24 protein-coding genes are annotated in these 25,403 nt (G+C 41.6%); 10 read left to right on the top strand and 14 right to left on the bottom strand.

Annotation, left to right across the window (positions count from 1 at the left end; all coding sequences use genetic code 11):
- Nucleotides 1–5 precede the first annotated feature (5 nt).
- The 6 genes from panD to BFP97_RS17155 all read left to right on the top strand — a co-directional run bounded on the left by panD (nucleotide 6) and on the right by BFP97_RS17155 (nucleotide 4,783).
- Nucleotides 6–353, top strand: a complete 348-nt coding sequence (gene panD / locus BFP97_RS17180; RefSeq protein WP_069843600.1) for an aspartate 1-decarboxylase — start codon at nucleotides 6–8, stop codon at nucleotides 351–353.
- Between the two features lie 7 nt (nucleotides 354–360).
- Nucleotides 361–1,371: a lysylphosphatidylglycerol synthase transmembrane domain-containing protein gene (locus BFP97_RS17175; protein WP_069843599.1), complete on the top strand. Its 1,011-nt coding sequence runs from the start codon at nucleotides 361–363 to the stop codon at nucleotides 1,369–1,371.
- Complete coding sequence (rfaE2, locus tag BFP97_RS17170) at nucleotides 1,352–1,831, top strand: D-glycero-beta-D-manno-heptose 1-phosphate adenylyltransferase (protein ID WP_069843598.1); 480 nt, start codon at nucleotides 1,352–1,354, stop codon at nucleotides 1,829–1,831. Before BFP97_RS17175 ends, rfaE2 begins: the two co-directional genes overlap by 20 nt.
- A 3-nt stretch (nucleotides 1,832–1,834) precedes the next feature.
- Nucleotides 1,835–2,527, top strand: coding sequence for a zinc metallopeptidase (locus tag BFP97_RS17165; protein ID WP_069843597.1), 693 nt, complete (start codon nucleotides 1,835–1,837; stop codon nucleotides 2,525–2,527).
- Between the two features lie 56 nt (nucleotides 2,528–2,583).
- The gene (locus BFP97_RS17160) at nucleotides 2,584–3,723 is read left to right on the top strand and encodes an acyl-CoA dehydrogenase (RefSeq protein WP_069843596.1); all 1,140 of its coding nucleotides are present in this window, start codon (nucleotides 2,584–2,586) and stop codon (nucleotides 3,721–3,723) included.
- A 136-nt stretch (nucleotides 3,724–3,859) separates the two neighbouring features.
- Entirely contained in the window at nucleotides 3,860–4,783 is a 924-nt protein-coding gene (locus BFP97_RS17155; protein ID WP_069843595.1) for a helix-turn-helix domain-containing protein, read from the top strand.
- On the opposite strand, the gene BFP97_RS17150 is transcribed toward BFP97_RS17155, so the two are convergent.
- From BFP97_RS17150 to BFP97_RS17135, 4 genes are read right to left on the bottom strand one after another with little or no spacing between them, the layout of a single operon-like run.
- Entirely contained in the window at nucleotides 4,769–5,536 is a 768-nt protein-coding gene (locus BFP97_RS17150) for a geranylgeranylglyceryl/heptaprenylglyceryl phosphate synthase (protein ID WP_069843594.1), read from the bottom strand. The genes BFP97_RS17155 and BFP97_RS17150 overlap by 15 nt on opposite strands.
- Complete coding sequence (locus BFP97_RS17145; RefSeq protein ID WP_069843593.1) at nucleotides 5,526–5,876, bottom strand: hypothetical protein; 351 nt, start codon at nucleotides 5,874–5,876, stop codon at nucleotides 5,526–5,528. The genes BFP97_RS17150 and BFP97_RS17145 overlap by 11 nt, the downstream gene beginning before the upstream one ends.
- A gap of 7 nt (nucleotides 5,877–5,883) precedes the next feature.
- Nucleotides 5,884–6,213 carry a phage holin family protein gene (locus BFP97_RS17140; RefSeq protein ID WP_069843592.1) on the bottom strand — a complete coding sequence of 110 codons (330 nt, stop codon included), beginning with the start codon at nucleotides 6,211–6,213 and terminating at the stop codon, nucleotides 5,884–5,886.
- A gap of 39 nt (nucleotides 6,214–6,252) precedes the next feature.
- Complete coding sequence (locus BFP97_RS17135) at nucleotides 6,253–7,815, bottom strand: Na/Pi symporter (protein WP_069843591.1); 1,563 nt, start codon at nucleotides 7,813–7,815, stop codon at nucleotides 6,253–6,255.
- A 298-nt stretch (nucleotides 7,816–8,113) separates the two neighbouring features.
- Between BFP97_RS17135 and BFP97_RS17130 the strand changes: the two genes are divergently transcribed.
- Nucleotides 8,114–9,835 (top strand): Na/Pi cotransporter family protein, encoded by a 1,722-nt coding sequence (locus tag BFP97_RS17130; RefSeq protein ID WP_069843590.1) that lies wholly within the window; start codon nucleotides 8,114–8,116, stop codon nucleotides 9,833–9,835.
- Here the strand turns inward: BFP97_RS17130 and BFP97_RS17125 are convergent.
- From BFP97_RS17125 to BFP97_RS17085, 9 genes are all read right to left on the bottom strand, one after another.
- The gene (locus BFP97_RS17125; RefSeq protein ID WP_069843589.1) at nucleotides 9,826–11,019 is read right to left on the bottom strand and encodes a M20 family metallopeptidase; all 1,194 of its coding nucleotides are present in this window, start codon (nucleotides 11,017–11,019) and stop codon (nucleotides 9,826–9,828) included. The genes BFP97_RS17130 and BFP97_RS17125 overlap by 10 nt on opposite strands.
- Complete coding sequence (locus BFP97_RS17120; protein ID WP_069843588.1) at nucleotides 11,016–11,546, bottom strand: hypothetical protein; 531 nt, start codon at nucleotides 11,544–11,546, stop codon at nucleotides 11,016–11,018. Before BFP97_RS17120 ends, BFP97_RS17125 begins: the two co-directional genes overlap by 4 nt.
- Complete coding sequence (gene secA / locus BFP97_RS17115; protein WP_069843587.1) at nucleotides 11,539–14,889, bottom strand: preprotein translocase subunit SecA; 3,351 nt, start codon at nucleotides 14,887–14,889, stop codon at nucleotides 11,539–11,541. Before secA ends, BFP97_RS17120 begins: the two co-directional genes overlap by 8 nt.
- A gap of 65 nt (nucleotides 14,890–14,954) precedes the next feature.
- Nucleotides 14,955–15,728: a diaminopimelate epimerase gene (locus BFP97_RS17110; protein WP_255399490.1), complete on the bottom strand. Its 774-nt coding sequence runs from the start codon at nucleotides 15,726–15,728 to the stop codon at nucleotides 14,955–14,957.
- A 127-nt stretch (nucleotides 15,729–15,855) separates the two neighbouring features.
- The gene (locus tag BFP97_RS17105; RefSeq protein ID WP_069843586.1) at nucleotides 15,856–16,278 is read right to left on the bottom strand and encodes a hypothetical protein; all 423 of its coding nucleotides are present in this window, start codon (nucleotides 16,276–16,278) and stop codon (nucleotides 15,856–15,858) included.
- Between the two features lie 130 nt (nucleotides 16,279–16,408).
- Nucleotides 16,409–16,768 carry a 50S ribosomal protein L19 gene (gene rplS, locus BFP97_RS17100; protein WP_069843585.1) on the bottom strand — a complete coding sequence of 120 codons (360 nt, stop codon included), beginning with the start codon at nucleotides 16,766–16,768 and terminating at the stop codon, nucleotides 16,409–16,411.
- Between the two features lie 88 nt (nucleotides 16,769–16,856).
- On the bottom strand, nucleotides 16,857–17,534 hold the full coding sequence (trmD, locus tag BFP97_RS17095; RefSeq protein WP_069843584.1) for a tRNA (guanosine(37)-N1)-methyltransferase TrmD: 678 nt from the start codon (nucleotides 17,532–17,534) through the stop codon (nucleotides 16,857–16,859).
- On the bottom strand, nucleotides 17,524–18,069 hold the full coding sequence (gene rimM, locus BFP97_RS17090; RefSeq protein ID WP_069843583.1) for a ribosome maturation factor RimM: 546 nt from the start codon (nucleotides 18,067–18,069) through the stop codon (nucleotides 17,524–17,526). The genes trmD and rimM overlap by 11 nt, the downstream gene beginning before the upstream one ends.
- A gap of 15 nt (nucleotides 18,070–18,084) precedes the next feature.
- Nucleotides 18,085–18,888, bottom strand: coding sequence for a 30S ribosomal protein S16 (locus BFP97_RS17085; RefSeq protein ID WP_069843582.1), 804 nt, complete (start codon nucleotides 18,886–18,888; stop codon nucleotides 18,085–18,087).
- 268 nt (nucleotides 18,889–19,156) lie between these two features.
- Here BFP97_RS17085 and BFP97_RS17080 point away from each other — a divergent pair, with 268 nt between their 5' ends.
- The 3 genes from BFP97_RS17080 to lpdA are packed head-to-tail and all read left to right on the top strand — an operon-like array spanning nucleotide 19,157 to nucleotide 24,883.
- Nucleotides 19,157–21,898 carry a 2-oxoglutarate dehydrogenase E1 component gene (locus BFP97_RS17080; RefSeq protein ID WP_069843581.1) on the top strand — a complete coding sequence of 914 codons (2,742 nt, stop codon included), beginning with the start codon at nucleotides 19,157–19,159 and terminating at the stop codon, nucleotides 21,896–21,898.
- A 12-nt stretch (nucleotides 21,899–21,910) separates the two neighbouring features.
- Complete coding sequence (gene odhB / locus BFP97_RS17075) at nucleotides 21,911–23,443, top strand: 2-oxoglutarate dehydrogenase complex dihydrolipoyllysine-residue succinyltransferase (RefSeq protein ID WP_069843580.1); 1,533 nt, start codon at nucleotides 21,911–21,913, stop codon at nucleotides 23,441–23,443.
- A 39-nt stretch (nucleotides 23,444–23,482) separates the two neighbouring features.
- Entirely contained in the window at nucleotides 23,483–24,883 is a 1,401-nt protein-coding gene (lpdA, locus tag BFP97_RS17070; protein ID WP_069843579.1) for a dihydrolipoyl dehydrogenase, read from the top strand.
- Between the two features lie 79 nt (nucleotides 24,884–24,962).
- On the opposite strand, the gene BFP97_RS17065 is transcribed toward lpdA, so the two are convergent.
- The gene (locus BFP97_RS17065; RefSeq protein ID WP_069843578.1) at nucleotides 24,963–25,379 is read right to left on the bottom strand and encodes a hypothetical protein; all 417 of its coding nucleotides are present in this window, start codon (nucleotides 25,377–25,379) and stop codon (nucleotides 24,963–24,965) included.
- Nucleotides 25,380–25,403 lie beyond the last annotated feature (24 nt).

Genomic DNA, 25,403 nt, shown 5'->3' with positions numbered 1-25,403 from the left:
GAGAAATGCAAATAGAGGTATTTAAATCGAAAATTCATCGAGCCAAGGTAACTCAGGCCGAACTGCACTATGTTGGAAGCATTACATTAGATGAAACGCTAATGAATGCGGCAAATATCATAGAAAACGAAAAGGTGCAAATCGTGAACGTGAACAACGGAGAACGCTTTGAGACTTATGTCATAAAGGGAGATAAAGATAGCGGAACTGTTTGCCTAAATGGGCCTGCGGCCAGAAAAGTCCAAGTTGGAGATGTGATCATTATTGTATCTTACGGTATTATGGACTTTGAATCGGCCAAATCGCATACACCTAAAATAGTTTTCCCAGATAACGACAATAAACTGTCATAAAGTCGACTTGAGAATTGCGCTAAAAGATATCCTCAAGTTCATTGTCTCAATTGGCCTTACTGGCTATGTGCTATATAAAACTTCAGGCAGTGTCGATTGGGAAAAGGCTTCTGATGCCATTCTAAAGTTCAATTATGGCTGGATTTTCCTGAGTGTTTTTCTTTCGATTCTGAGTCATCTACTTAGAGCCTATAGATGGAACCTATTATTGAATACTGGTGGCTTTAGGCCTAGTCTTTTTACATCATATCTAGCCTTAATGATTGGCTATCTATCCAGCATGGCAATCCCTAGATTGGGAGAAGTGACGAGATGTACAACACTCAAAAGAACCAATAAGATTCCCGTCCCATTCTCATTAGGAACAGTACTTACCGACCGACTCTTGGATCTTTTTATGCTTGGCCTTCTTACAATCTTCTTACTTCTAATGAGATTCGAACTGTTAAAATCTTTTTTTATTGACTTCATAGAGGCTAAAGTTCCTTTTGTAAGTCAATACTGGCCAATTTTAGTACTTCTGGCACTTGGTGGAATAGTCTTTCTCTTTTGGCTTATTCGCGAATCTAAAAGACCTCAAAGGAAAAGTGGTTTTTTGTCTAAGCTCATCGACTTCATAATCAACTTGATGAACGGAATGAAGACAATAGCCAAAATCAAGAGTCCAATTCAGTTCTGGCTATCAACGGTGGGTATTTGGGTTCTCTATTTTCTAATGCTCTATGTGATCTCTTTTGGCTACGGACCGACTGACGAAATGTCACTTATGGCAGGAGTGGCAGTTCTAGTCATGGGAAGTCTTGGCATGGTTACTCCTGTGAACAACGGAATTGGAGCCTACCAGGCCTTTGTTGCCAGTATTCTTGTCGTATTTGGCATAGTCTACGAAGATGGTTATGTTTTTGCTATTATTTCACAAGGATCGCAAGTAGTAGCCATTATACTAATTGGTTTTATAAGCTTGCTAATCCTTAACTTTAGGAAGAAGGAGCAGGAAATTGAAACAGACATCTCATAAGGTAGTTAGCCAAGAAGAACTTAAAAAGAGGATTCAAAGTTGGCAATCCAACGGTCAGAAAGTCGTTTTCTCGAACGGATGCTTTGACATATTACATCTCGGGCACATTGACTATTTAGAGAAGGCACGTGCCTTTGGTGATCAATTGGTCATAGGCCTTAACTCTGATGACTCTGTGAGGATTTTGAAAGGTGAAAACAGACCCGTGAATCATCAAGAAGCCAGGGCTAGAATGCTAGCCGCTCTTTCCTTTGTTGATGGGGTGACAGTTTTTGAGGAAGAAACCCCTCAGGAATTAATAGATTACCTTTTACCTGATGTTTTGGTAAAAGGGAGTGACTACGAAGTGGAAAACATTGTAGGTGCAAAAAGCGTAATTGCGAATGGTGGATCAGTTGAGACAATTGACCTTGTCAATGGTTACTCCACCACCAATATCATAGAGAAAATAAAGAAGTAAAATATGTTTGGAGGATTTATAATATTAGTTGTAGGGATAATGATTGTCAGCTGGGCTGTTCAAAACAGCCTCAAGCGTAAATTCAAAAAATATTCACAAGTAGGTCTTTCCATTGGACTTAGCGGAAAAGAAGTCGCTGAGCTTATGCTGAGAGATAATGGCATAGATGATGTACAAGTGGTTTCTGTACAAGGCAGGTTGACTGACCATTACAATCCTTTGGATAAAACGGTAAACTTAAGCCCTGATGTTTATGCGGGTAGATCGGTAATGGCAGCCGCGGTTGCTGCTCACGAATGTGGTCATGCAATTCAACATGCCACAGCCTATGCGCCTCTAAAAATGAGATCAGCCCTAGTTCCGTTACAAGCCTTGAGTGGAAGAATACTCAATATTCTATTCTTCATTATGATTTTTGGTGTAGGTGCTTCGTTTTTGCCTTACGAAATGGCTGGAATACTCATAGTAGGTGTTTATGCTGTCTTTACTCTTTTTGCGTTTGTAACGCTTCCAGTAGAGTTTGACGCGACCAAGAGAGCTCTGGCTTGGGTGGACCAAAGGAATATTACGCAAGGTAAAGAACATGATATGGCAACAGATGCATTAGACGCTGCTGCCAGAACATATTTAGTGGCGGCACTAGGTTCACTGGCCATGCTGATCTACTATGCTATGGTATTCTTAGGTGATCGCTAGCAAGTTTTAACGAATTGATTAACTTTGCCTAACAAACGTTCGTTAAATAGTTTCTAATGAATTTCGAGTTAACAGAAGAGCATATAGCGGTAAGAGACGCGGCCAGAGAATTCGCCAATACAGAGCTTTTACCAGGTGTTATTGAGAGAGATGAGCACCAAAAATTTCCAACTGAGCAAGTCAAAAAAATGGGCGAGCTTGGTTTTATGGGAATGATGGTAGACCCTAAATATGGAGGGGGTGGTATGGACACTGTTTCCTATGTACTGGCTATGGAAGAGATTTCTAAAATTGATGCTTCTGCCAGTGTTTGTATGTCAGTTAACAACAGTTTGGTATGCTGGGGAATTGAGAAATTCGGTAGCGAAGAGCAAAAGCAAAAATACCTTACTCCACTAGCTACTGGTGAAAAAATTGGTGCTTTTTGTCTTTCAGAACCAGAAGCTGGCTCAGATGCCACTTCACAGCAAACTACTGCTGAAGATAAAGGTGATCACTATTTACTCAATGGAACAAAAAACTGGATTACCAATGGTAATACAGCTTCCATCTATTTAGTCATTGCCCAAACCGATCGAGAAAAAGGCCATCGTGGTATTAACTGTCTGATCGTTGAAAAGGGAATGGACGGCTTTGTGGTCGGTAAAAAGGAAGATAAGTTAGGAATCAGAGGATCAGATACGCACTCCTTGATGTTTACCGATGTAAAAGTTCCTAAGGAAAACAGAATTGGAGAAGATGGCTTTGGTTTCAAATTTGCCATGTCGACTTTGAATGGAGGTAGAATCGGAATCGCTTCGCAAGCCTTGGGAATTGCCTCAGGTGCTTATGAATTGGCCTTAGCGTATTCTAAAGAAAGAAAAGCTTTTGGCAAACCGATCAGTCAGCATCAAGCAATCCAGTTCAAGTTGGCCGATATGGCCACCGAAATCGAGGCTGCACGACTACTGTGTCTGCAAGCTGCACATCTTAAGGATCAGAAGAAAGACTTTGCCAAGGCAAGTGCAATGGCCAAGCTCTATGCTTCAAAAGTAGCGATGGATACAACTGTTGAAGCGGTGCAGGTACATGGTGGATACGGCTTCGTGAAAGAATACCATGTTGAAAGACTGATGAGAGATGCAAAAATCACTCAGATCTACGAAGGTACGTCCGAGATTCAGAAGATTGTTATCTCGAGAGAGTTATTGAAATAAGGAGAATCATTACATAAAAATGACCATTGACATATAAATTGTTGTCAATGGTCATTTTTTTTTGGGATTATTATAGACAAGCGTAAATTAGTACACTTTACAAAAACAATTTTTTCGAAACGTTTCATACACCACTATGGAGGATTATAACAAAATAATAGAATCACTAGGAGTTCGCTACATCAAGAGTAGGAACATGAAGATAGCTAAGGCTGTCACGATAGATAACTTTTACGATGTCGAGAATACCATTATTGTAGTCAATAATGGAGACGTGTATTTCGGTCCAGATCAAGAAAAAGTTTCTGAAGGAGATATGCTTTTTATCCCTGGAGGGAAATCCCTTTCAATTTCATTTGGCTCTGTTACAGCACAGGCGATCTCGAACGAAGAGTTTATTTCTAATAAGAAGAAATACTTGCAAAACGCAAATGACTCTGAGATCAATGACTTTGACGTGGATGGATTTAGTCAGGTAATGTTTGAGGCGAAAGTCTTTGACTCTGTCAACTTCTTCTCATCATTGAACATAACACCTTTCGCCATTCGCAATTGCAGTGTATTGGCAGAATTAATCAGACTTATTATAAATGAAGATAATTCTGTAAAGCCGGGTAAGAACAGAGTAATCAAGGTAAATACAGAGTACTTGGTTGTAGAGGTTATCAGATATATTTTAGATAATAGGCTCTTTGTAGAACAGTTGGTGACCAATAGCACCTACTTCAAGGATCCTAGACTTATTGATATTTTCAGTTATATCAAGAAGAATATCGGTGGGGATCTGTCTAACAAAGTGCTGGCTAGAGTGGCTAATGTTTCAGAGGACTATGTTGGTCAGTATTTCAAAATGCTGACGGGTATTAACCCTCAGGATTACATTGAGTATCAACGTATGGAAGCCGCTGTTGACCTATTGAGAACCACCAAGAAGAGCATCAGAGATATCGGTCGAGAAGTCGGATATAAAGATACAGCCTACTTCTGTAGAAGATTTAAAATGATGTTCGGTATTCCTGCTGGAAAAATGAGAAGACGTGAAAGCCTAATTAACATTTAAGGCTTCATTATAAAAATGTACCACCTCAGAAACCTCAGTCAAAAGATTGAGGTTTTTTTGTGCCCCATTGCCAATCACAATGATATCGGCACCTGCATCCAATGCCTGCCTAGCCTTTGATGCAGAATTCAATCCACCTCCAATAATCAAGGGAATATCTATAGCTCCTTTTACAGCGCGAATTATTCTTGCAGCAATGGGTTCTTCAGCGCCACTACCTGCATCCATATAGACTGTTTTCAAGCCTAGCATTTGACCTGCAAGGGCCGTAGACGCGGCTAAACTTGGTTTATCATTAGGCAAGGGCTGGGAATTGCTGATGTAAGAAGCACTTGTGGGCTTACCCGAATTAACCAACATATAACCTGTAGGTATTACTTCGAGATTGCTTCTTTTTACAACTGGAGCAGCTACTACATGTTGACCAATCAATAGTTCAGGGTTCCTTCCCGATATAAGAGAAAGAAAAAGGATAGCGTCTGCAGCCGCATCAATTTGGATTGCGTTGCCTGGGAATAGTATACAGGGTATATCCGTATATGATTTAACCATACTTACAACCTCATGCAAATTACTGCTTGTCACCAGGCTTCCACCCACAAAAATATAATCTACCTTTTGTTCCAAACATAGATTAAGGCTTTCGATCAAGCCTCGCTCATCAGTGTCATCAGGATCAAAAAGGACTGCTAATGCCTTTCGTCCAGAAGTCGTCAATCTGCCAAAGTCGTTGTATAAATTGCTATTTCTCATCTTCGGCAACATCTACTTCTTTTAAAAAGGAAGCCAATCGTTCAGCTGCGATGCCCAGCAAGAAAACAATGGCTTGCTCCTTGAGTGTCGAGGCTAAAAGGTTCTCTCCTTTGGCAGGCATCTCAACTTTCTTTGGTTTTTCCTTTTTACCCTTTTTCAACTTCTTATTGCCTCCCCCAGTTATCACAGTAGAGAGCAAATAGGCTCCTAAGAGTCCTCCTCCAACAATCAAGGCACTTTTCCCCACTTTGTCAAAATTGTTCTTTAATTCACCCAATTGAGACTCAAGTGCATTCTTGAATTTATCGTTGGCATTTTCGAGCTCTTCCCGTTTTGACATAGAGTTTTTAATCTTTCTTAATCTCTGATTTTGCCTTAATCTGATTTAACAAACTTTTTCTTCTGAAGTAAACTATTCCGGCAAAACAGAGGTACAATGCTCCGACTATAATATATCCCAAGAAGTTACTTTCCAAATATGAATTAAGAACATTAGATAAGCCTATAGATATCAGTAATAAAGCCATCAAACATAAAACAGCGATCATTAAAGAGACTACCGCTTTAGCAATCAGCTTGGTTGATTCTTCCTGAGCATCAAGCTTTAGAAGTTCAATTTTGGTCTCAAGAAACCCTGTTAAAGTGTCTACTAGTTTATCTAAGTCAAAAAGCTTCAAAACCTTGGGATTTCAGGCAAGATAGAAAGAAGTGATCAACTATTGAATTGAAATTAGTTTACTCGTCTTTAAAAGGTCACCTTGACCATCAAAGTAGCTTGATTTTATCATCACTTTCTTTTCGTTGTCAATTAAGAATTGCCCCATGGTATTGTCATTAAAAGCCACTTCTATAAAACGAAGCCCTTCCATTTTTTCACCATTCAGCGTGTAGCTAGCCGTATCATTAACAGCTAGAATTCTACCGTCATTGTCAAATGCATTGTCTGATAAGTCGTAGTCTATGAGACCTCTGGTTGTAGCCAACTTAGATTGGTTCTCGTTGATTGAAAATGAAGTGTCAGGAGACTCAGAATCATCAACGCCAGATTCGTATACCAAGAATTGAATTTGACTTTGCTGCTCATTTGGATTGACGAAAATTGTCGAAGTCTTAGTCCCGCTATCAATCTCATATTCATAAATCAACTGCCTACCCGAGGAACCACCACTGATGTAAATAAGGGTAAACGGTAGAAGAAAGAAAGAGAGAATGATATAGGAGAAACCAAATGCCCTTGAATCCAAAGTGAGCTTACCAAATTTAAAAGCAATCGCTACGGGAATCTTTCTGATCGATGGGAAAGGCAAGAATATAAGAACCCCGATGAGATTGAACAGCAAGTGAACGAAAGCCAGGCTAATGGCTGCGTCAGAACGGCTATAAGCTGCAAGGATAGCCGTGATAGTCGTACCAATATTGGCACCCATTATAAATGGAAAGGCATTACTCAATTTTACTCTTCCAGAAGCCACTAATGGAACGATCAACGAAGTTGTAATAGAGCTCGATTGAACACCTGCAGTAATTAAAGTACCCCAGCCGAAAGACTTGTACGGGTTATTAAAAACATAGCGTTTCAACTTGCCTTTTGAAGCACCTATTAGTCTCGAATAAATAATATTTGACAAAAACTTAATCGAGAGAAATAAAAGAACCAAGGAGATAATGATGGAGACAAAGTTTTGCGGGAAAAATGTCATTAACCACTCCGTGACCCTGCTGTATCCAATGTCTAATGTATTGTTAAATGCAGTATTGTCACCAGAACCTCCTGCGATTAGAGAAGTCAATTGTTGGGCACAATAGCTCAGCAATCCATAGTAATACTCCAATGGGAATACTATAAGTACGGTTATTATATTAAAGAAGTCGTGAATCGTACCGGCCGAAATCGCCTTCCTGAATTCGTTCCTATTTGTTATAAAGCCCAGAGAAACCAAGGTACTGGTTAACGTGGTGCCCACATTAGCGCCCATCACAATCGGGATCGCGTTACCAAGCGATAGATATCCCGAGGCAACTACAGCTACTGTCATTGCAGTAACAGTCGAGCTACTTTGAATTAAAGCTGTAGCCAATAATCCAATGAACAGACCTATAAATGGATTGGATGTTACTAGTAGAACAGAACGCGCGGTTTCTCTACCTATCATAGACACCGAAGCACCTACTAACTCAATGGCAAGCAAGAAGAGACCTACCGCCATAATGAACATGACTGCAGAGAGAAACCAACTTCTTGGTTTCTTATTCGGAATATTTAATTCTTCTTCTCCCAAAGAGGTAAATGATTACACCTAAAGATTATTTCGCAAAAATAGAATTTTAAGACCTTGTAAGTCAGGCATTCATGTAAAGCCTTTGTTAACAAATCACCTTATGATCAAAAAAAGATCAATTCTTTTATCTCCCTAGTTTTCAGACTGTTATAATTTTCATGTGTCTTCGATGCTTTACATGAGTTAACACCCAGTTAACGCAGTGATTCTGATAATTCAAAAAGAGTTATACTTTTGTAGTGTTCCTAAAAGACCAGCGTATTAAACGATCAATCAATCGCTACACTGAATCCCTGAAATGTCTCCCGATCAAGAACCTCTCTATCTCATCTTAATTAAGATTTTTGGTGCACTTGGCCTTTTCATTTATGGAATGAAGGTGATGAGTGAGGGCATTCAGCGCGTTGCTGGAGATAAACTTAGGAATGGTCTGGCCAGTATGACAAGTACTAGGCTAGGAGGAGTTTTAACTGGCTTTTTTACGACATCTGTCATTCAGAGTTCATCAGCAACAACGGTGATGATCGTGAGTTTTGTGAATGCGGGCCTTTTAAATTTAAAACAGTCAATTGGAGTAATTATGGGCGCCAACATTGGAACCACTATTACTGCTTTAATCATCGTAATCTTTGGATTCAAAATAAGCATTACGGCCTTTGCATTACCCATTCTTGCACTTGCTGTCCCCCTTTTCTTATTTGCAAAGGCTGATCGGTGGAAATACCTCGGAGAGTTCTTAATCGGTTTCTCCATACTCTTTATAGGATTAGGAGCACTAAAAGATCTAGTACCAAGTAACTTATCAGCGGAGACTCAAGAGTTTATAGGTCAACTTGGAGAATACGGATTCTTCTCGACTATTTTGATGGTTGTAGTAGGTACTATTGTCACAATCATTGTTCAATCATCTAGCGCGGCAATAGCCATCACACTTACGCTATGCGCCAAGGGAATTATTCCATTCGAAATGGCAGCTGCCATTGTACTTGGTGAAAACATTGGCACTACAATCACCGCAAATATTGCGGCAGTAATCGGCAATACGCATGCTAAAAGAGCAGCACGCGCTCATCTAATCTTTAATCTCATTGGCGTGCTGTGGATGTTGATTCTTTTCAATCCTTTCCTCAGGCTTATTGACAGCATTGTGGTCTCGCTGGATCTTGGATCTCCATTCACGAATGTTGATTCGATTAAAGATGGGTTGACTGCTTTCCATATGCTGTTCAACATTCTGAATACATTGATCCTTGTATGGTTTGTCGATTTGATTGCTCGAGTGGTTATCAAAATGGTTCCATCAAAAGAAGGTGATGATGAGATATTCAAGCTAAAATACATTAGTACAGGAATCGTTAAGACTCCTTCTCTTTCACTTCAAGAAGTGCAAATGGAAATCCGACAGTTTGGCGATATCCTTGCTAGTCTTTGCAAAAACTCTAAAAAACTGTTGCTCGCTGAGGACAAAGCGAAGACAGCCCGATTTAAGTCTAGAATTTACGATTTAGAAAATACTACAGACAAATTTGAAGAGGAAGTTTCCAACTATGTGATTAGAATCACCAGCGAAGAACTAAGCATCAATCACTCTAATCAAATACGAGATGTCTTGAGTATTGCGTCAGAATTTGAGCGTACAGGTGATGAATATTTAAGACTGGTTAAGCACTTCGAAAGATTGGACGCTAAGAATGTAGCACTAACGTCAAAGCAAGTCAGTAAACTCGAGGTGTTGTATGATCTCATCTCAGATGCAGTGGGGATAGTAAAGAGCAACCTAAATGTCGAAGATTTATCTCAGGTCAACGAAGAAGAAGCCCTCTCCAAAGAGAAGGAGATCAATGACTATGTAGTCAAGCTGCATAAGCAAAACCTTAAATCCATTGAGGCAAAAGAGTACTCTGTAAAAACGGGAGTTGTTTACAAAGACATCATAGCCAGTTTAGAAACAATTGGTGATCACTTATTAAACATGAGTCAAAGCGCTGTCGGCAAATACAGCGAGGAAGATCAAATCTGATACAGTTGGTTCAGAGCAATCCAGGCCATTAAACCAATTCCCAACTCAATGGCATCTTCATCGATATTGAAATTGGGTGTGTGCACACCATTGGTGGTTCCCTTAACTTCATTGCCAGTACCTAGCCTGTAGAAACTGGATGGCACCTCGTGAGTATAGAAAGCGAAATCCTCTGCTCCCATCCAAAGGTCTAAATCGACTATATTTTCTTCTCCCAGGTATTCTGTAGCTGCCTGCCTTGCCACTTGAGTAGTTTTGATATCATTACTCAGATAAGGATAGCCAACGTCAATATTAACATCGCATTCGCCTCCCATACCCTCAGCTACCCCCTTGGCAATTGCAGTAATTCTTTTATGTGCTTCAAATCGCCAATCTTCGTTCAAAGCCCTGAATGTTCCTGATATTTTCACTTCATCCGGAATTATATTCTGGGCCTGTCCACCGTGAATGGTTCCGAATGATAATACGGTTGGTGTCTTCGGGTCTGCATTCCTACTCACCACCTGCTGAAGTGCCACCAAAATATGAGAAGCAATTATAATTGGATCGATTACCTTATCCGGTAATGCCGCATGTCCACCCTTACCTTTAACGGTCAGATAAATCTCATCGGCACTGGCCATGTACATACCTTCCCTGAAGCCAACTTTGCCAGTAGGAATAAATGGCATAACATGCTGGCCCAGCATTCGATCTGGTCTTGGATTCTCCAAGGCACCATCCTTAATCATTAAGGACGCTCCTCCCGGGTTTTTTTCTTCCCCTGGTTGAAAAACCAATTTCACCGTTCCTTCAAACTGATCTTTTAACTCATTTAGAATTCTTGCAGCTCCCAATACACAAGCTGTATGGACATCATGGCCACAGGCATGCATCACACCCTCATTGGTTGACTTATAGTCCACATCATTGGCTTCTAGAATTGGTAGGGCATCCATATCACCACGCAATGCAACGGTCTTCTTTTCAGGATTCCTTCCTTTGATAAGAGCGGTCAAACCGGTACCGGCAATTCCCTCTTTGGGTTCAATACCAATAGCTCTTAATTCTTTGGAGACATATTTAGCCGTTTCAAACTCTTGAAAAGACAATTCTGGGTTCGCATGAATATGACGCCTGATCTGCACCACGTCATTGGCAAACTGATTTGCTAGAATCTTTATTTGATCTGCCGATATCATTTCTCTTCAATCGGAAATTTGTCCGGCACAATCGAAGCTGTAGGGTAGTATTCTCTAATTTTTCGGTATAGTGGTTGGGCTTCAACCTGCTGAAAAAATTGTCCCACTTTTACAAAGTATGTTGGCAATTTATAGGTATATCGAGCTGTCATATCCGGAACAATATCAAATAACCTGTTTCTTACTCGGCCTGCTTCAGTTCCGTTATTCCCAGAGTAGACTAGGATGGTATAGCCATCCATCATGCGAATAGAATCATTGCCCACGCGCATAGAATCGATCAGCGTATCCAATTGATCTGAAATGTCAAATGGACTTTCTAATGGGTCATTCTGGATGATCTCGTCAGATCCTTGTCCTATCTTGGTATCAGCCAGTTCAACCTTTGGGTTATACTGTGATAAATCCTCGGAGAAGGTCAAATCAGCTACCTCCTTCTTCTGAGGGACGGTTGATTTAGCACAACCAGCCGATCCAAGGCCAATCACCAAGAGTACCAGAACGATATTTAGAACAAGTCTATTCATCTATGACCACACACTTATTAGACATGATATCTGCTTCTACAGTCTTAAACTTAACGTCTTTTTTAACACTTCCGTCTGGATACTGTACTGACACCCTGTCATTTCTTCCAAAAACCTTCTCAGATTTGATTGGAGCGACTTTTTCGACCGGAGGTCTATTTCTTGTATCCTGTCTTCCCGCCAAAGCACTTTGAGATTCTGCTTTGGACTCATTGAAGTTCTGACGCTTAGATGATCTGGCTTCCTGAACACGGTTTGGATCTTCAGTAGGAATAAAGGCCTTCGACAAGAAGGACATAGTTTCTTCATTCACCTTTGAAAGGAAACCTTTGAACAATTCAAAAGCCTCGAATTTATAGATCAAAAGAGGATCTTTCTGCTCGTAGACTGCATTTTGAACTGACTGTTTCAAGTCATCCATATCACGTAGGTGTTCTTTCCATGTCAAGTCAATCACACCTAAGGTGATCGCCTTCTCCATGGCTTTTATCATCTCCGCGTTTTCAGTATCGATGGTCTTCTGCAAGTTTACAGGAACACCGATTTGACGCTTGCCATCAGTAAATGGCAGTAGGATATTCTCAACCGTAGCACCGCGCTCTTTTTGAATGTGCTTTAAGAGCGGTAGCGTTGATTCGGCAATGGTCTTATTCTTTTGCTGATAGGCTGCGAATGCCTCATCATACAAATCGTTGATCAAATTGTTGAAATCGGTTCTTGTAAAAGCATCCTGATCAATCTTAGAATCGATACCTAATGTACTAATGCAACTCAACTTGAAAGCATCGTAGTCTTCAGAGCCTTTGCTGTTGTTGACGATATCTTCACAGGTATCGTACAACATGTTCATGATATCCAACTGGAGACGCTCTCCTTTCAAGGCATTTCTACGTCTGTCATAAATCACAGTACGCTGCTGATTCATGATATCATCATACTCGAGAAGGCGCTTACGTGTACCGAAGTTGTTCTCTTCTACTTTTTTCTGAGCACGTTCGATAGACTTAGTAATCATAGAGTGCTGAATCATTTCGCCCTCTTTCAAGCCCATTCTATCCATCAGCTTGGCAACACGATCTGAGCCAAACAAACGCATCAGGTTATCTTCCAAAGAGACAAAGAACTGTGAAGCTCCTGGGTCTCCCTGACGTCCCGCACGACCTCTCAACTGCCTGTCGACTCGTCTCGATTCGTGTCTTTCAGTACCGATAATGGCAAGACCACCCGCAGCTTTAGAATCCGGGTGTAGCTTAATATCGGTACCACGACCTGCCATATTGGTAGCTATGGTCACTGTCCCTGGCTTACCAGCCTCTGCAACAACATCAGCCTCGCTGGCATGTTGTTTTGCATTTAATACCTGGTGCTTAATCTTTTTCAAGTTGAGCATTCTACTGAGTACCTCAGAAATCTCAACTGATGTAGTACCCACCAAGACCGGACGGCCTTGTCCTGTCAGCTCGACAATTTCCTCAACTACTGCATTGAATTTTTCGCGAACCGTCTTATAAACTTTGTCTTGCCTATCATCTCTTTGAATTGGTCTATTGGTGGGAATCACAACGGTGTCCAACTCATAGATTTCCCAAAACTCTCCTGCCTCTGTCTCTGCTGTACCTGTCATACCAGCCAATTTGTGGTACATCCTGAAGTAGTTTTGCAGCGTGATGGTCGCATAGGTTTGCGTAGCGTCTTCTACCTTAACATTTTCCTTCGCTTCAATCGCTTGGTGTAGACCATCCGAGTACCTTCGGCCATCCATCACACGACCTGTCTGCTCATCGACAATTTTCACCTTATTCTCGGCAACGATATATTCAGTATCGCGCTCAAACATGGTAAATGCCTTGAGCAATTGATTTACGGTATGAATTCGCTGGGCCTTGACACTATAGTCTTTTATCGCCTCATCCTTCTGTTTCAGCTTGTCTTCATCGCTCAGGCTGTCGTCCTTTTCAAACTTGGCAACTATCTCACCAATATCTGTTAGAATAAAAAAGTTAGGATCTTCACCTTCACCGGTAATAAGTTCGGTACCTTTTTCAGTGAGGTTAACCACATTTGATTTCTCATCAATAGTAAAGTACAACGGCTCATCTGCCTGAGGCATGTTTTTCTGATTGTCTTGCAGATAGAAATTCTCTGTCTTCTGCATAGTCAATCTGACCCCGGTTTCACTCAAAAACTTAATCAAAGGTTTGTATTTCGGAAGTCCTCTAAACGCTCTGAATAGAGCTAGTCCCCCTTCTTGTTCATTACCTTCTTTGAGTAGCCTCTTAGCATCATTTAAGTATTGACCACAAATCTTTCGTTGGGCATCCACTAATTTTTGAATCCGTGGTTTTAGTTCGTAGAACTCGTGCTCATCACCTCGCGGCACTGGCCCAGAAATGATTAGAGGAGTTCTGGCTTCATCAATCAGTACAGAATCTACCTCATCGACCATAGCGTAATGGTGCTTGCGCTGTACCAATTCTTTCTCTTCACGCGCCATGTTGTCTCTTAGGTAGTCAAAGCCGAATTCGTTATTGGTACCGTAGGTAATGTCGGCTCTGTAGGCAGATCTTCTTTCCTCAGAGTTTGGCTGGTGCTTATCAACACAGTCGATAGAAAGACCATGGAATTGGAATAGTGGTGCCATCCACTCTGAATCTCGCTTGGCCAGGTAGTCATTTACTGTGACCACATGAACACCTCTGCCAGCCAATGCATTTAGATAGGCTGGTAAGGTGGCCACAAGGGTCTTACCCTCACCTGTAGCCATCTCCGCAATCTTACCATTATGAAGTACAATACCACCAATCAATTGCACATCATAGTGAAGCATTTCCCACTTCAAAAGGTTACCTGCCGCAACCCACTCATTATGCCAAGTGGCTGTATCTCCATCAATCTGAATATGATCACCTGTTGTGGCTAACTGGCGATCCATCATATTAGCACTGACAACCAACTTACCGTTTTCTTTGAAACGTCTGGCGGTTTCTTTCACGGTAGCAAAGGCATCAGGAAGTATGTCTTTAAGAACCACTTCAAGTTCTTCGTTACGCTTTTCTTCGAGCTTGTCGATAGATTGGAAGATGTTGTCTTTCTCTTGGATATCGAGATCCGGTTCATCTTCTACGCGTTGTTGAAGGGCCGCTATTTCACTATCAATTTCTTTTAGGTCGGTTGCTATACGATCCTTGAACGCTTGAGTCCTACCTCTTAGCTCTTCATCACTGATACCAGAAAGCGTTTCGTAAACCGCATTGATCTCGCCAACAATTGGAGTTACCTCCTTAACATCTCGATCTGATTTACTTCCGAAAAGCTTTGATATCCCCTTCGTTAAAATGCTCATATTAAATCTTTATACGCTAAAGTTAATTTCTTGTGTATTAATAAAGAAAGCATGACTCTATAAACTTATAGGCTTATTTGTCCACCGAAAACTCTTTCAGCCGGGCCAATAAGATAGATGTCTTTAAAACGCTCTCCGTCCTTTTTAAAGGACACTTTTAGTTCTCCTCCTATGGCATTGAGTTTAACGTGATCAACGCCAGTTTTCAGTCCCAATGAAAGGGCCGCTGCCGTACAGCCTGTACCGCATGAAAATGTCTCTCCTTCCACGCCTCTCTCATAAGTGCGAATCTTCAATTCGTCATCACTCACTTTCTCAAGAAAATTGACATTGACACCCTCCTTAGAAAAGCGATCTGAATAACGAATCTCTCTTCCTGCATCCACTGGATCGATAGACTCAGTGCTATCCACATAAGTCAAATAGTGTGGTGAGCCTGTATCGATCAAGTAGTCGTCTCCAATGTTCTCATATACGGATACATCATGCATCAATAGATGCACTAGTCCGTCCACTATATGTGCTTTGTGAAGTCCGTCAATGGCCAGGAAGCTTGTGTCATTTTGAATCATTCCCAGGTCTCTGGCAAACATCACAGCGCAGCGACTACCGTTACCACAGAGGGATTGCGATCCATCAGGATTGTAGTATATCATTTCAAAGTCTGCACTTTCAGCCTCCTCTATGAGGATAACACCGTCAGCACCCACACCAAATCTGCGATCACAAAGCGAGGACACCATTTCCAAATCAGATTTGTCAAAGTGTCCATCACGATTATCAATCATGACGAAGTCATTTCCGGTTCCCTGATATTTGTGAAAATTAATTGTGACCACTAATGCAAATTTTGACTCTCGATTGCAATTAACGAGCCTTTTTTGAATTAGTGACAAAATGACGCTACATAAGTCAATCGTTCCTCAAAAAATTATTGAGTCGTAACTTTGACGCTCGACAGATCAACTATTTTTTTCTCTTTAGAAAGTATCGGATGCCTATGCTTCCAGATGCCAGAAAGCTTCCTTCATCTGAACTAAAAAGTGGCGTATACTCTCCAAAAAGGGTGAAATTATCCTTTTTCTCAATTGGCTTGACTTGGAAACCAAGTGCCAGAGCGAAGTTACCATCTTGATAAGTAGTACCTAGCCCAAGCCCTGAGTAGAGCTTAAAATCCTCTCGCTCTACCACGTTATAGAGGGCCATGGCCGTGATGTCAAATTCAGTCGAATTGGCACCAATCCTGGCCTCCCCCCAAATTTTCTTATCTGGATTAGTAGAGATACCAAAAGAGCTAACAAGCGTAGATTGATGATAAGAGAAACCGACTTGCGCCTTTACCAGGTTCGCAGAAATAAGGAGTAGTGCGATAAAGAATAGCTTTTTCATGTTGAGATTTTTTGAATTTAAAACTGCTTTTTGACAAGCAATAAACGTGCGATTCTAAATTCAGAACATAAAAAAAGCCCCGACCCCCGAAGTTTCGGGGTGGGGCTTCAATATCTTTTTAGCACAAGAACTATCTAGAAATCTTCTCTTTGATTCTGGCAGCCTTACCTTGACGCCCTCTTAGGTAGTAAAGTCTAGCTCTTCTTACTTTACCTCTTCTCAATACCTCGATTTTGTCAAGACTTGGAGAAAGCAATGGGAAGATTCTTTCAACACCTACACCTCCAGAGATTTTTCTTACAGTGAAAGTCTCACCGTTTGATCCTGGGTTTTTTCTTTGGATAACAGTTCCTTGAAACTGCTGGATTCTTTCCTTCGTGCCTTCTTTAATCTTCACGTGAACGTTAACCGTATCACCAGCACCGAATTCAGGAAAAGAAGCTCTTCTCTCGTTACTTTCTTCCTCTATAAATTTGATAAGATCGCTCATAATCTTCGTTCTTAATCTGGTCTTCCCAAAATTGGACTGCAAATATAGAAATTACTTTTTTATAAACTGATACTGAATCAGAAAATTTTTAGTCATCCAGCAGGTCTGGACGTCTCTTTTTGGTTCTTTCCAACGATTGTTGAAATCGCCACTCTTCAATCTTCTTTTCATGGCCCGAAAGCAGCACTTCAGGAACAGCCATTCCTTTGTATTCTGCAGGACGCGTATAAACAGGTGGTGCTAACAAATTGTCTTGAAAAGAATCTGTCAAGGCTGATGTTTCATCAGACAGCACACCCGGAATCAATCTGATGATTGCATCTGATAATACTGCTGCTCCGAGCTCGCCTCCCGACAACACGTAATCTCCTATACTGATCTCTCTGGTAATAAAACGCTCTCTAACCCTTTCGTCTACTCCCTTATAATGACCGCAAAGAATTATAATGTTTCCCTTAAGGGATAGCTCATTTGCTATTTGTTGGTTTAGCGTTTCACCATCAGGGGTCATGTAGATCACCTCATCATACTCTCGCTCTTCCTTTAGTGATGAGATACATTTATCGATAGGCTCAATTAACATAACCATCCCAGCCCCTCCGCCATAGGCGTAATCATCAAGTTGTTTCTTCTTATTGACAGCGTAAGCTCTCAAATCATGAACAACGACCTCAACAATTCCTTTGTCTTGAGCACGCTGAAGTATGGAGTGACTAAATGGACTCTCCAACAGTTTTGGTAAGCACGTAATGATATCAATCCTCATCACCATCTAAATAGATATCGATCAAACCATCCGGGACATTTAAGGAAATGGTTTTCTCTTCCCGATCCAGCGAAACCAATAGCCCCTCAGTGTAGGGTATCAAAACTTCAACTTTCTTATCAGCCAATACTGAGAACAATAGTTGTGGCCCAGATTCGATGACATTCTCAATCTTACCAACTATACTGTCGGTTGATGCATCATTTAAGTCAAACCCAATGATCTCATGCAGATAGAACTCTTTGTCGGAAAGCTTCGGTAGTGCCTCTAACGGCAGATACAATTCACTCCCCTTCAAGGCCTGAGCACTTTCTAAGGTTTCGATATCTTCAAAACCCACAATGGCTTTGGCACCATTTAAGTTACTCATGGATTCAATGAAAAAAGGAACCAGCTGTTGTCCTTGAAGAACAAAAACTGATTCCAAATTTTGATATTCCTTGGGAGAGTCTACATCCAGATAAATCTGAACCTCACCCTTTAAACCATGTGTCTTGACTATGTAACCTAATTGATAACAGTCGTCAATCGTCATGGCGAATTTGCTTTCTTAAGCTTTTTCCTCTTCGGAAGCTTCTTCAGATGCATCAGCAGCTGGTGCCTCTTCGGCTTCAGCTTTCGGTGCTTCTTCAGTAGCCTCAGCGGCAGGCGCTTCAGCCTCTTCTTCAGCAGGAGTCTCAGTTACTTCAGGAGCAGCTTCTGCAGCTACTTCCTCAACTGGGGCCTCTTCAACCGCTGGAGTTTCTTCAGCATCAGCTTCTTCTGCTGGCGCCTCTTCAACTGCAGGAGCTTCTTCAGCCACGGCCTCTTCTACTGGTGCTTCTTCAACCCCAGGAGCTTCCGCTTCAACAGTTTCAGTAGCTTCAGCAGTTTCTTCCTCAACCACCTCTTCTACTACCACATTCTTAGCAGCAATTGCTTCTGCTCTTGCAGCACTTACTTTAGCCTCAGCTTCAAGTTTAGCTTTTCTTGCATCAGCTTTAGCCTTAGCCAACTGATCAGTCTTGCCTGTGATCTTAGACTCTTTCTCTTCAATCCATGCAGCCAATTTCTTGTCAGCATCTTCTTGCGAGATTGCGCCTTTATCCACACCTACTTGCAAATGTTTTCTGAACATAACGCCTCTATAAGAAAGCATTGCTCTAACAGTGTCAGTAGGTTGTGCACCTTTCATTACCCAATCAAACGCCTTATCATTATCGATATTAATCGATGCAGGATCAGTGTTTGGATTGTAGGTTCCGATTTTCTCAATAAAGCGACCATCACGTGGTGCTCTAGCGTCTGCGATGACAACATCGTACATCGCTCTTTTTTTGCGGCCTCTTCGGGCCAATCTGATTTTAACAGCCATATAACTTTTAAGTTCTACGAGGATCTCGTCCTCAAATTTTCAGGAACACGTCCCGAAAAGGACTGCAAAGGTAAGCGTTTTTTTTAATCTGGTAAAGCATTGTGATAATATATAAAGAGTCCATATGATCAAGCACTGTTAATCTGGATTAATATGTCCAAAAAGAAACCATGATCAATATATAATATTTGTAAAACCGCATAAACGGTTTTTAAAGCCTAAACCATTCCAGTACTTTTGTTGTTAACTGTCAGGAACAAAACTTGCCATGGACAATTACACCTATTTAAGCAATGCCGATCCAAAAGCCATAGATGCTTTATATCAGCAATTTAAGTCTGACCCTTCGAGTGTTGATGAAGGCTGGAAAAAATTCTTTGAAGGCTTCGAGTTTGCTCAAGAGCAATTCCCAATGTTACCCAATGGACAGAGTTCTTCTGGAACTGTCACCCAAAGCGGTATCGGAAATGCAAAAGAAGTTCAGGTACGCAACTTAATCCACGCTTACCGTACAAGGGCTCACTTAAGGTCCAAAACCAACCCTGTCAGAGAAAGAAAAGACAGAAAGCCAATTCTCGATCTTCAATATTTCAATCTATCTGATGCTGATCTTGATACTGAATTTCTATCTGGAGAAGAGATCGGCATAGGCAAAGCTACCTTGCGTAAGATCATTGAGACGCTTAAGTACATCTATGAGGGTACTGTGGGCTTCGAATATATGTCTGTTCGAGACCCTGAGAAGCTTAGTTGGTTAAGAGAAAAAATTGAGAAGGAAGCGCTAAGTTTTAATCCATCGACAGAACAGAGAAAACGTATTCTTTCCAAGCTAAATGAAGCCGTTGTTTTCGAAAACTTCCTTCATACCAAGTACCTCGGTCAAAAGCGTTTCTCACTGGAAGGCGGTGAAACGACCATACCTGCTCTAGATGCAATCATTAACAAAGGAGCAGAATTGGGTCTTAAAGAAGTAATGATTGGGATGGCCCATAGGGGTAGGCTGAATGTACTTGCAAATATCATGGGCAAAACCTATGAGCAAATCTTCAACGAATTTGAAGGCGGGGCTACTCCAGATCTGACTATGGGAGATGGTGATGTCAAGTATCACTTGGGCTTTTCGAGTCAGGTGACCGCTACTAATGGCGAAACGGTTGAACTGAAATTGGCACCTAACCCATCTCACTTAGAAGCGGTTAATCCAGTAGTAGAGGGTTTTGTTCGTGCTAAAGGAGATGTTGAGTACGACAGGGATCGATCGAAAGTTCTCCCAGTCTTGATACATGGAGATGCTGCGGTGGCAGGGCAAGGTATTGTTTATGAGGTTGTTCAAATGAGCAAGCTTGAAGGCTACAATACCGGAGGAACAATCCACTTTGTTATCAATAATCAAGTCGGATTTACCACGGATTTTGACGATGCTAGATCAAGTATTTATTCCACGGACGTGGCCAAAATGATCGATGCACCTGTGCTACATGTGAATGGTGACGATCCGGAGGCGGTGATTTTCTGCGTTCAATTTGCCGTTGAGTATCGACAGAAATTCCAAAGAGACATTTTTGTGGATATGGTCTGCTATAGACGCCATGGACACAATGAAAGTGATGAACCTAAATTCACTCAACCTTCTCTTTATAATAAGATATCCAAGCATCCGAACCCACGTGAGGTTTATAATAAGCAACTCATTGAAAAAGGTGAGGTGGAGGCCGCATTGGCCAAAAACATGGACAAAGAGTTCAGGTCAACGCTTCAAGATCGGTTGAATATGGTCAAGCAAAAGCCTTTACCGTACACTTATCAACCTTTAGAAGAAGAGTGGAGAAATTTGAGAAGGTCAAAACCTGAAGACTTTGAACAATCTCCAGCAACAGGAATCTCAGCTGAAAACATTGAGAAAGTCGCTAAGGCACTTACCTCTGTTCCTGATGGCTTTAAGCCATTAAAGCAGATTGAGAAACAGCTGAAGCAAAGAAATGACATGTTCTTCAAGGACAAAATGTTGAACTGGGCTGGTGGTGAACTTTTGGCTTACGGATCCCTTCTTTTAGATGGTAAAAAAGTCCGCCTCACAGGTCAGGATGTTCAGCGTGGCACCTTCTCTCACAGACATGCGGTACTGCGTGATATGAATACTAATCAAGCGCATAACAGCCTTGATCATGTAGAGGGAATTGAACATAAGTTTGAAATCTATAACTCTCTATTATCTGAATTCGGTGTTATGGGATTCGAATTTGGTTATGCCATGGCCAATCCAAACGCCTTGACCATCTGGGAAGCACAATTTGGTGACTTTGCCAATGGTGCTCAGGTGATGATCGATCAATTCGTTTCGTGTTCAGAAACAAAGTGGCAGCGTATGAATGGCATGGTGCTGTTACTGCCTCATGGCTACGAAGGTCAAGGACCTGAGCATTCTAATGCACGGCCTGAACGATATCTTCAGCTTAGCGCTGAGTATAATATGGTAGTTGCCAATATTACCACCCCCTCTAACTTCTTCCACGCATTGAGAAGACAACTGACTTGGGAGTTCAGAAAACCACTTGTGGTTATGTCACCTAAATCTCTATTGAGGCACCCTAAAGCCGTTTCGCCTTTAGATGAATTTACTTCTGGTGGTTTTAAAGAAGTTATTAGCGATGATAATGTAACTGCAAAATCAGTCAAGAAAGTGATCCTTACTTCGGGTAAAGTCTACTACGACCTATTAGAACGTAAGGAAAAGGATAAAAGAAAGGACATTGCGCTCATCAGAATTGAGCAAATACAGCCTTTCCCTGTCAATCAGGTGAATAAAATACTGAACAAGTATAAAAACGCTGAATATATCTGGCTTCAAGAAGAACCTGAAAATATGGGTTATTGGAGTTTTGTACAGCGTGCATATAAAGAGCAAGACCTTACACTTATTTCCCGAAAAGCAAGTGCTTCACCTGCTACAGGATATGCCAAGGTTCACGCCCAAGAACAAGAAGAAATTATTAACAAAGCTTTCGCTTAAATCAATAGAATCATGAGTTTGGAAATCAAAGTTCCTGCAGTTGGTGAATCGATCACAGAAGTGACCATTGCACAGTGGTTCAAGCAAGAAGGAGATCATGTCGAAATGGACGAGGTCATTTGTGAGCTTGAATCTGATAAAGCTACTTTCGAATTGAATGCGGAAGCAGCAGGCACCCTACATATAGTTGCTAAAGAAGGTGACACACTAGAAATCGGTGAAGTCATCTGTAACATAGACGAGTCAGCGGCTGGTGCAGCACCTCAGGAAGCTGCAGCGACCACAGAAACAAGTGAACCGGCACCAGCTTCTTCTGGGCCAAAAGCCACAGGCGAAGTCAAAGAAATGATTGTGCCTACAGTAGGTGAATCAATCACGGAAGTGACCATTTCAAGTTGGATAAAAGCCGATGGCGACTATGTAGAGCTTGACGAAGTTATTGCTGAAGTGGACTCAGATAAAGCCACATTCGAATTACCTGCTGAGGCAAATGGTATTTTGAGAATTGTTGCTGAGGAAGATTCTACCATAGAAATTGGTGCTTTGATCTGTAAGATCGAAGTGATGGAAGGAGGAGCTCCAGCAGCGGCCCCTGCCGCAGAAAGTAGTCCAGTTGCAGCAGTTGAGACTTCAGACAATGCCACATATGCTACAGGTCATGCTTCTCCTGCGGCAGCCAAGATATTGGCAGAAAAAGGAATAGATGCTTCAAATGTGAAAGGCACAGGCAAAGATGGTCGCATCACTAAAGAAGATGCCGAGAAAGCTCAGGCTACTCCAGCCAAGCCAGCTCCGGCTGCTACACCTGCCAAAGAAGAAGCACCTGCTCCAAGTGTACCTGGAAGTAGGAACGAAAGCAGAGAGCGCATGTCAGCACTTAGAAAGACTGTCGCTAAAAGACTTGTTTCAGTTAAGAATGAAACGGCCATGCTTACCACTTTCAACGAGGTGAACATGAAACCGATCATGGACCTAAGGAAGAAGTATAAAGAGAGGTTTAAGGAGAAGTATGAAGTAGGGTTAGGCTTTATGTCCTTCTTTACGAAAGCCGTGACCATGGCGGCTCAGGAATGGCCTGCTGTAAATGCACGCATCGAAGAGAATGAAATTGTTTATAGCGACTTTGTCGATGTATCAATTGCTGTTTCTGCTCCTAAGGGTTTAATGGTTCCGGTTATCAGGAATGCTGAATCGATGAGCTTCGATCAAATCGAAAAAGAAGTGGTAAGGCTAGCAACAAAAGCCAGAGACGGAAAACTTACGATTGACGAGATGACTGGTGGAACATTCACAGTAACCAATGGTGGTATTTTCGGTTCTATGCTATCTACCCCTATCATCAATGCTCCACAGTCTGCCATACTCGGTATGCACAACATTGTAGAGCGTCCAATGGCGGTTAATGGTGAGGTTCAAATCTTACCAATTATGTATGTAGCATTGTCATATGACCACAGAATTGTGGATGGCCGTGAGTCTGTAAGCTTCTTGGTAAGAGTGAAAGAACTGTTGGAAGATCCAACTCGATTATTACTTGGAATTTAATTTTCTCAATACTCAGTACTTAATACTAAATACTCGACAATGAAATACGATGTAACAGTAATAGGATCAGGACCGGGTGGCTACATTGCAGCCATTAGGTGTGCTCAACTTGGTATGAAGGCTGCCATTATTGAGAAGTACAATACCCTAGGGGGAACTTGCCTCAACGTTGGCTGTATCCCTTCAAAGGCGCTCTTAGACTCGTCTGAGCATTATCATAATGCGGCACATACTTTTGGTGATCATGGCATTGAGTTGAAAGACTTAAAAGTCAACCTAAAGCAAATGATTGACCGCAAAGCTTCAGTCGTTTCTCAGGTTACTGGTGGGGTTGACTTTCTAATGAAGAAGAACAAAATTGATGTTTACCATGGCATGGGTTCTTTCATTGATAAAAACACCATCAAGGTTACGGATAGCGAAGGCAAAGAAACACAGGTTGAAACTGACAAAGTAATTATTGCCACTGGATCAAAACCTGCCTCACTTCCCTTTATCGAAATCGATAAGAAACGTGTAATTACTTCTACCGAGGCCCTTGAATTAAAAGAGGTGCCAAAACACATGATCGTTATTGGTGGCGGTGTGATCGGCATGGAACTAGGCTCTGTTTATGGCCGTTTAGGTGCTGAAGTTTCCGTAGTAGAGTTTATGGATGATATCATTCCTTCTATGGACAAAACCATGGGGCGTGAATTGAAAAAGTCATTGAAGAAATTGGGCTTCAACTTTTACTTAGGCCATAAAGTAACTGAGGTTAAAAGTACCACCAAGACTGTCACAGTAAAGGCCGAAAACAAAAAAGGTGAGCTTGTTGAGCTCAAAGGAGATTACTGTTTAGTATCGATCGGGAGAAGGCCTTATACCGATGGTCTAGGTCTAGAAAATGTAGGCATCAAAACTGATGATCGAGGAAGAATCGAGGTTGATGGCCATTTGAAAACCTCAGTCGATAACATCTACGCCATTGGTGATGTGATTAAAGGTGCCATGTTGGCCCACAAAGCAGAAGAAGAAGGCGTGTTCGTTGCAGAAGTCATTGACGGACAAAAACCACACATCAATTACAATCTTATTCCAGGCGTGGTTTATACCTGGCCAGAAGTTTCGGCTGTAGGCTATACAGAAGAGCAGCTCAAAGAAAGCGGACGAGCTTATAAGTCCGGTTCTTTCCCTTATAGAGCATTAGGTAGAGCACAAGCGTCTATGGACGTGTCTGGCTTGGTGAAAGTACTGGCCGACAAGGAAACCGATGAGATTCTTGGAGTACATATGATAGGTGCGAGAACAGCGGATATGATTTCTGAGGCAGTTGTCGCTATGGAATTCAGGGCATCTGCAGAGGACATTGCGCGCATGTCGCATGCGCATCCAACTTATACAGAAGCTTTTAAAGAGGCTTGCTTGGCAGCGACTGATAATAGGGCACTAAACGTTTAGGCTGACAAGCCTCCAAATGAAAAGGGAAGTCGAATATCGACTTCCCTTTTTTTATGATTAAAATCTTGATCTGCGAATGCTATTTGCTAACGCGCCTACCTTCCAATGGAAGTGTATTTTCACCAAAGTATATTACGCCTGAGAAGGTATCACCATCAAAATCACACTCCAACTCAGCCGTATTACCCATAACATCAATACTGCCCGTCATAGCTGTATCTTGAAAATCAACGTCAGTCACCTCTATGGTCCCAAACTGATCGGTTTCTAGCTGGGCGGTATAAGTACCAGGGTTTCCTCCTATCACGAGTTTTCCTCCCGTAGCTCCATCAGGAGCCTCCACGGTATATTCCCATGTTCCTGTCGGATCATAGACTTCTTTGGCTTTTTTTGATTTTCCTGCGGTATTGGCTGTGTTTGAGGCAGCGCAACCTACTATAAAGAGCATAATCACGATCAAGGCAAGTCCACTCTTAATAAGGTTAGTGTTTTTCATTTTGGTTGAATTTCAAGGTAAATG

The organism is Roseivirga sp. 4D4 (assembly GCF_001747095.1).
Classification (GTDB): domain Bacteria; phylum Bacteroidota; class Bacteroidia; order Cytophagales; family Cyclobacteriaceae; genus Roseivirga.
Note: the sequence above shows the minus strand (reverse complement) of the source record. Positions and strands in the feature narration are given on the sequence as shown.

What these genes read in the sequence shown, in the direction of transcription:
- panD (WP_069843600.1), top strand. Translation starts at nt 6, where the DNA reads ATGCAAATAGAGGTATTTAAATCGAAAATTCATCGAGCCAAGGTAACT.
- BFP97_RS17165 (WP_069843597.1), top strand. Translation starts at nt 1,835, where the DNA reads ATGTTTGGAGGATTTATAATATTAGTTGTAGGGATAATGATTGTCAGC.
- BFP97_RS17160 (WP_069843596.1), top strand. Translation starts at nt 2,584, where the DNA reads ATGAATTTCGAGTTAACAGAAGAGCATATAGCGGTAAGAGACGCGGCC.
- BFP97_RS17155 (WP_069843595.1), top strand. Translation starts at nt 3,860, where the DNA reads ATGGAGGATTATAACAAAATAATAGAATCACTAGGAGTTCGCTACATC.
- BFP97_RS17150 (WP_069843594.1), bottom strand. Translation starts at nt 5,536, where the DNA reads ATGAGAAATAGCAATTTATACAACGACTTTGGCAGATTGACGACTTCT.
- BFP97_RS17145 (WP_069843593.1), bottom strand. Translation starts at nt 5,876, where the DNA reads ATGTCAAAACGGGAAGAGCTCGAAAATGCCAACGATAAATTCAAGAAT.
- BFP97_RS17130 (WP_069843590.1), top strand. Translation starts at nt 8,114, where the DNA reads ATGTCTCCCGATCAAGAACCTCTCTATCTCATCTTAATTAAGATTTTT.
- BFP97_RS17125 (WP_069843589.1), bottom strand. Translation starts at nt 11,019, where the DNA reads ATGATATCGGCAGATCAAATAAAGATTCTAGCAAATCAGTTTGCCAAT.
- BFP97_RS17120 (WP_069843588.1), bottom strand. Translation starts at nt 11,546, where the DNA reads ATGAATAGACTTGTTCTAAATATCGTTCTGGTACTCTTGGTGATTGGC.
- secA (WP_069843587.1), bottom strand. Translation starts at nt 14,889, where the DNA reads ATGAGCATTTTAACGAAGGGGATATCAAAGCTTTTCGGAAGTAAATCA.
- BFP97_RS17105 (WP_069843586.1), bottom strand. Translation starts at nt 16,278, where the DNA reads ATGAAAAAGCTATTCTTTATCGCACTACTCCTTATTTCTGCGAACCTG.
- rplS (WP_069843585.1), bottom strand. Translation starts at nt 16,768, where the DNA reads ATGAGCGATCTTATCAAATTTATAGAGGAAGAAAGTAACGAGAGAAGA.
- trmD (WP_069843584.1), bottom strand. Translation starts at nt 17,534, where the DNA reads ATGAGGATTGATATCATTACGTGCTTACCAAAACTGTTGGAGAGTCCA.
- rimM (WP_069843583.1), bottom strand. Translation starts at nt 18,069, where the DNA reads ATGACGATTGACGACTGTTATCAATTAGGTTACATAGTCAAGACACAT.
- BFP97_RS17085 (WP_069843582.1), bottom strand. Translation starts at nt 18,888, where the DNA reads ATGGCTGTTAAAATCAGATTGGCCCGAAGAGGCCGCAAAAAAAGAGCG.
- BFP97_RS17080 (WP_069843581.1), top strand. Translation starts at nt 19,157, where the DNA reads ATGGACAATTACACCTATTTAAGCAATGCCGATCCAAAAGCCATAGAT.
- odhB (WP_069843580.1), top strand. Translation starts at nt 21,911, where the DNA reads ATGAGTTTGGAAATCAAAGTTCCTGCAGTTGGTGAATCGATCACAGAA.
- lpdA (WP_069843579.1), top strand. Translation starts at nt 23,483, where the DNA reads ATGAAATACGATGTAACAGTAATAGGATCAGGACCGGGTGGCTACATT.
- BFP97_RS17065 (WP_069843578.1), bottom strand. Translation starts at nt 25,379, where the DNA reads ATGAAAAACACTAACCTTATTAAGAGTGGACTTGCCTTGATCGTGATT.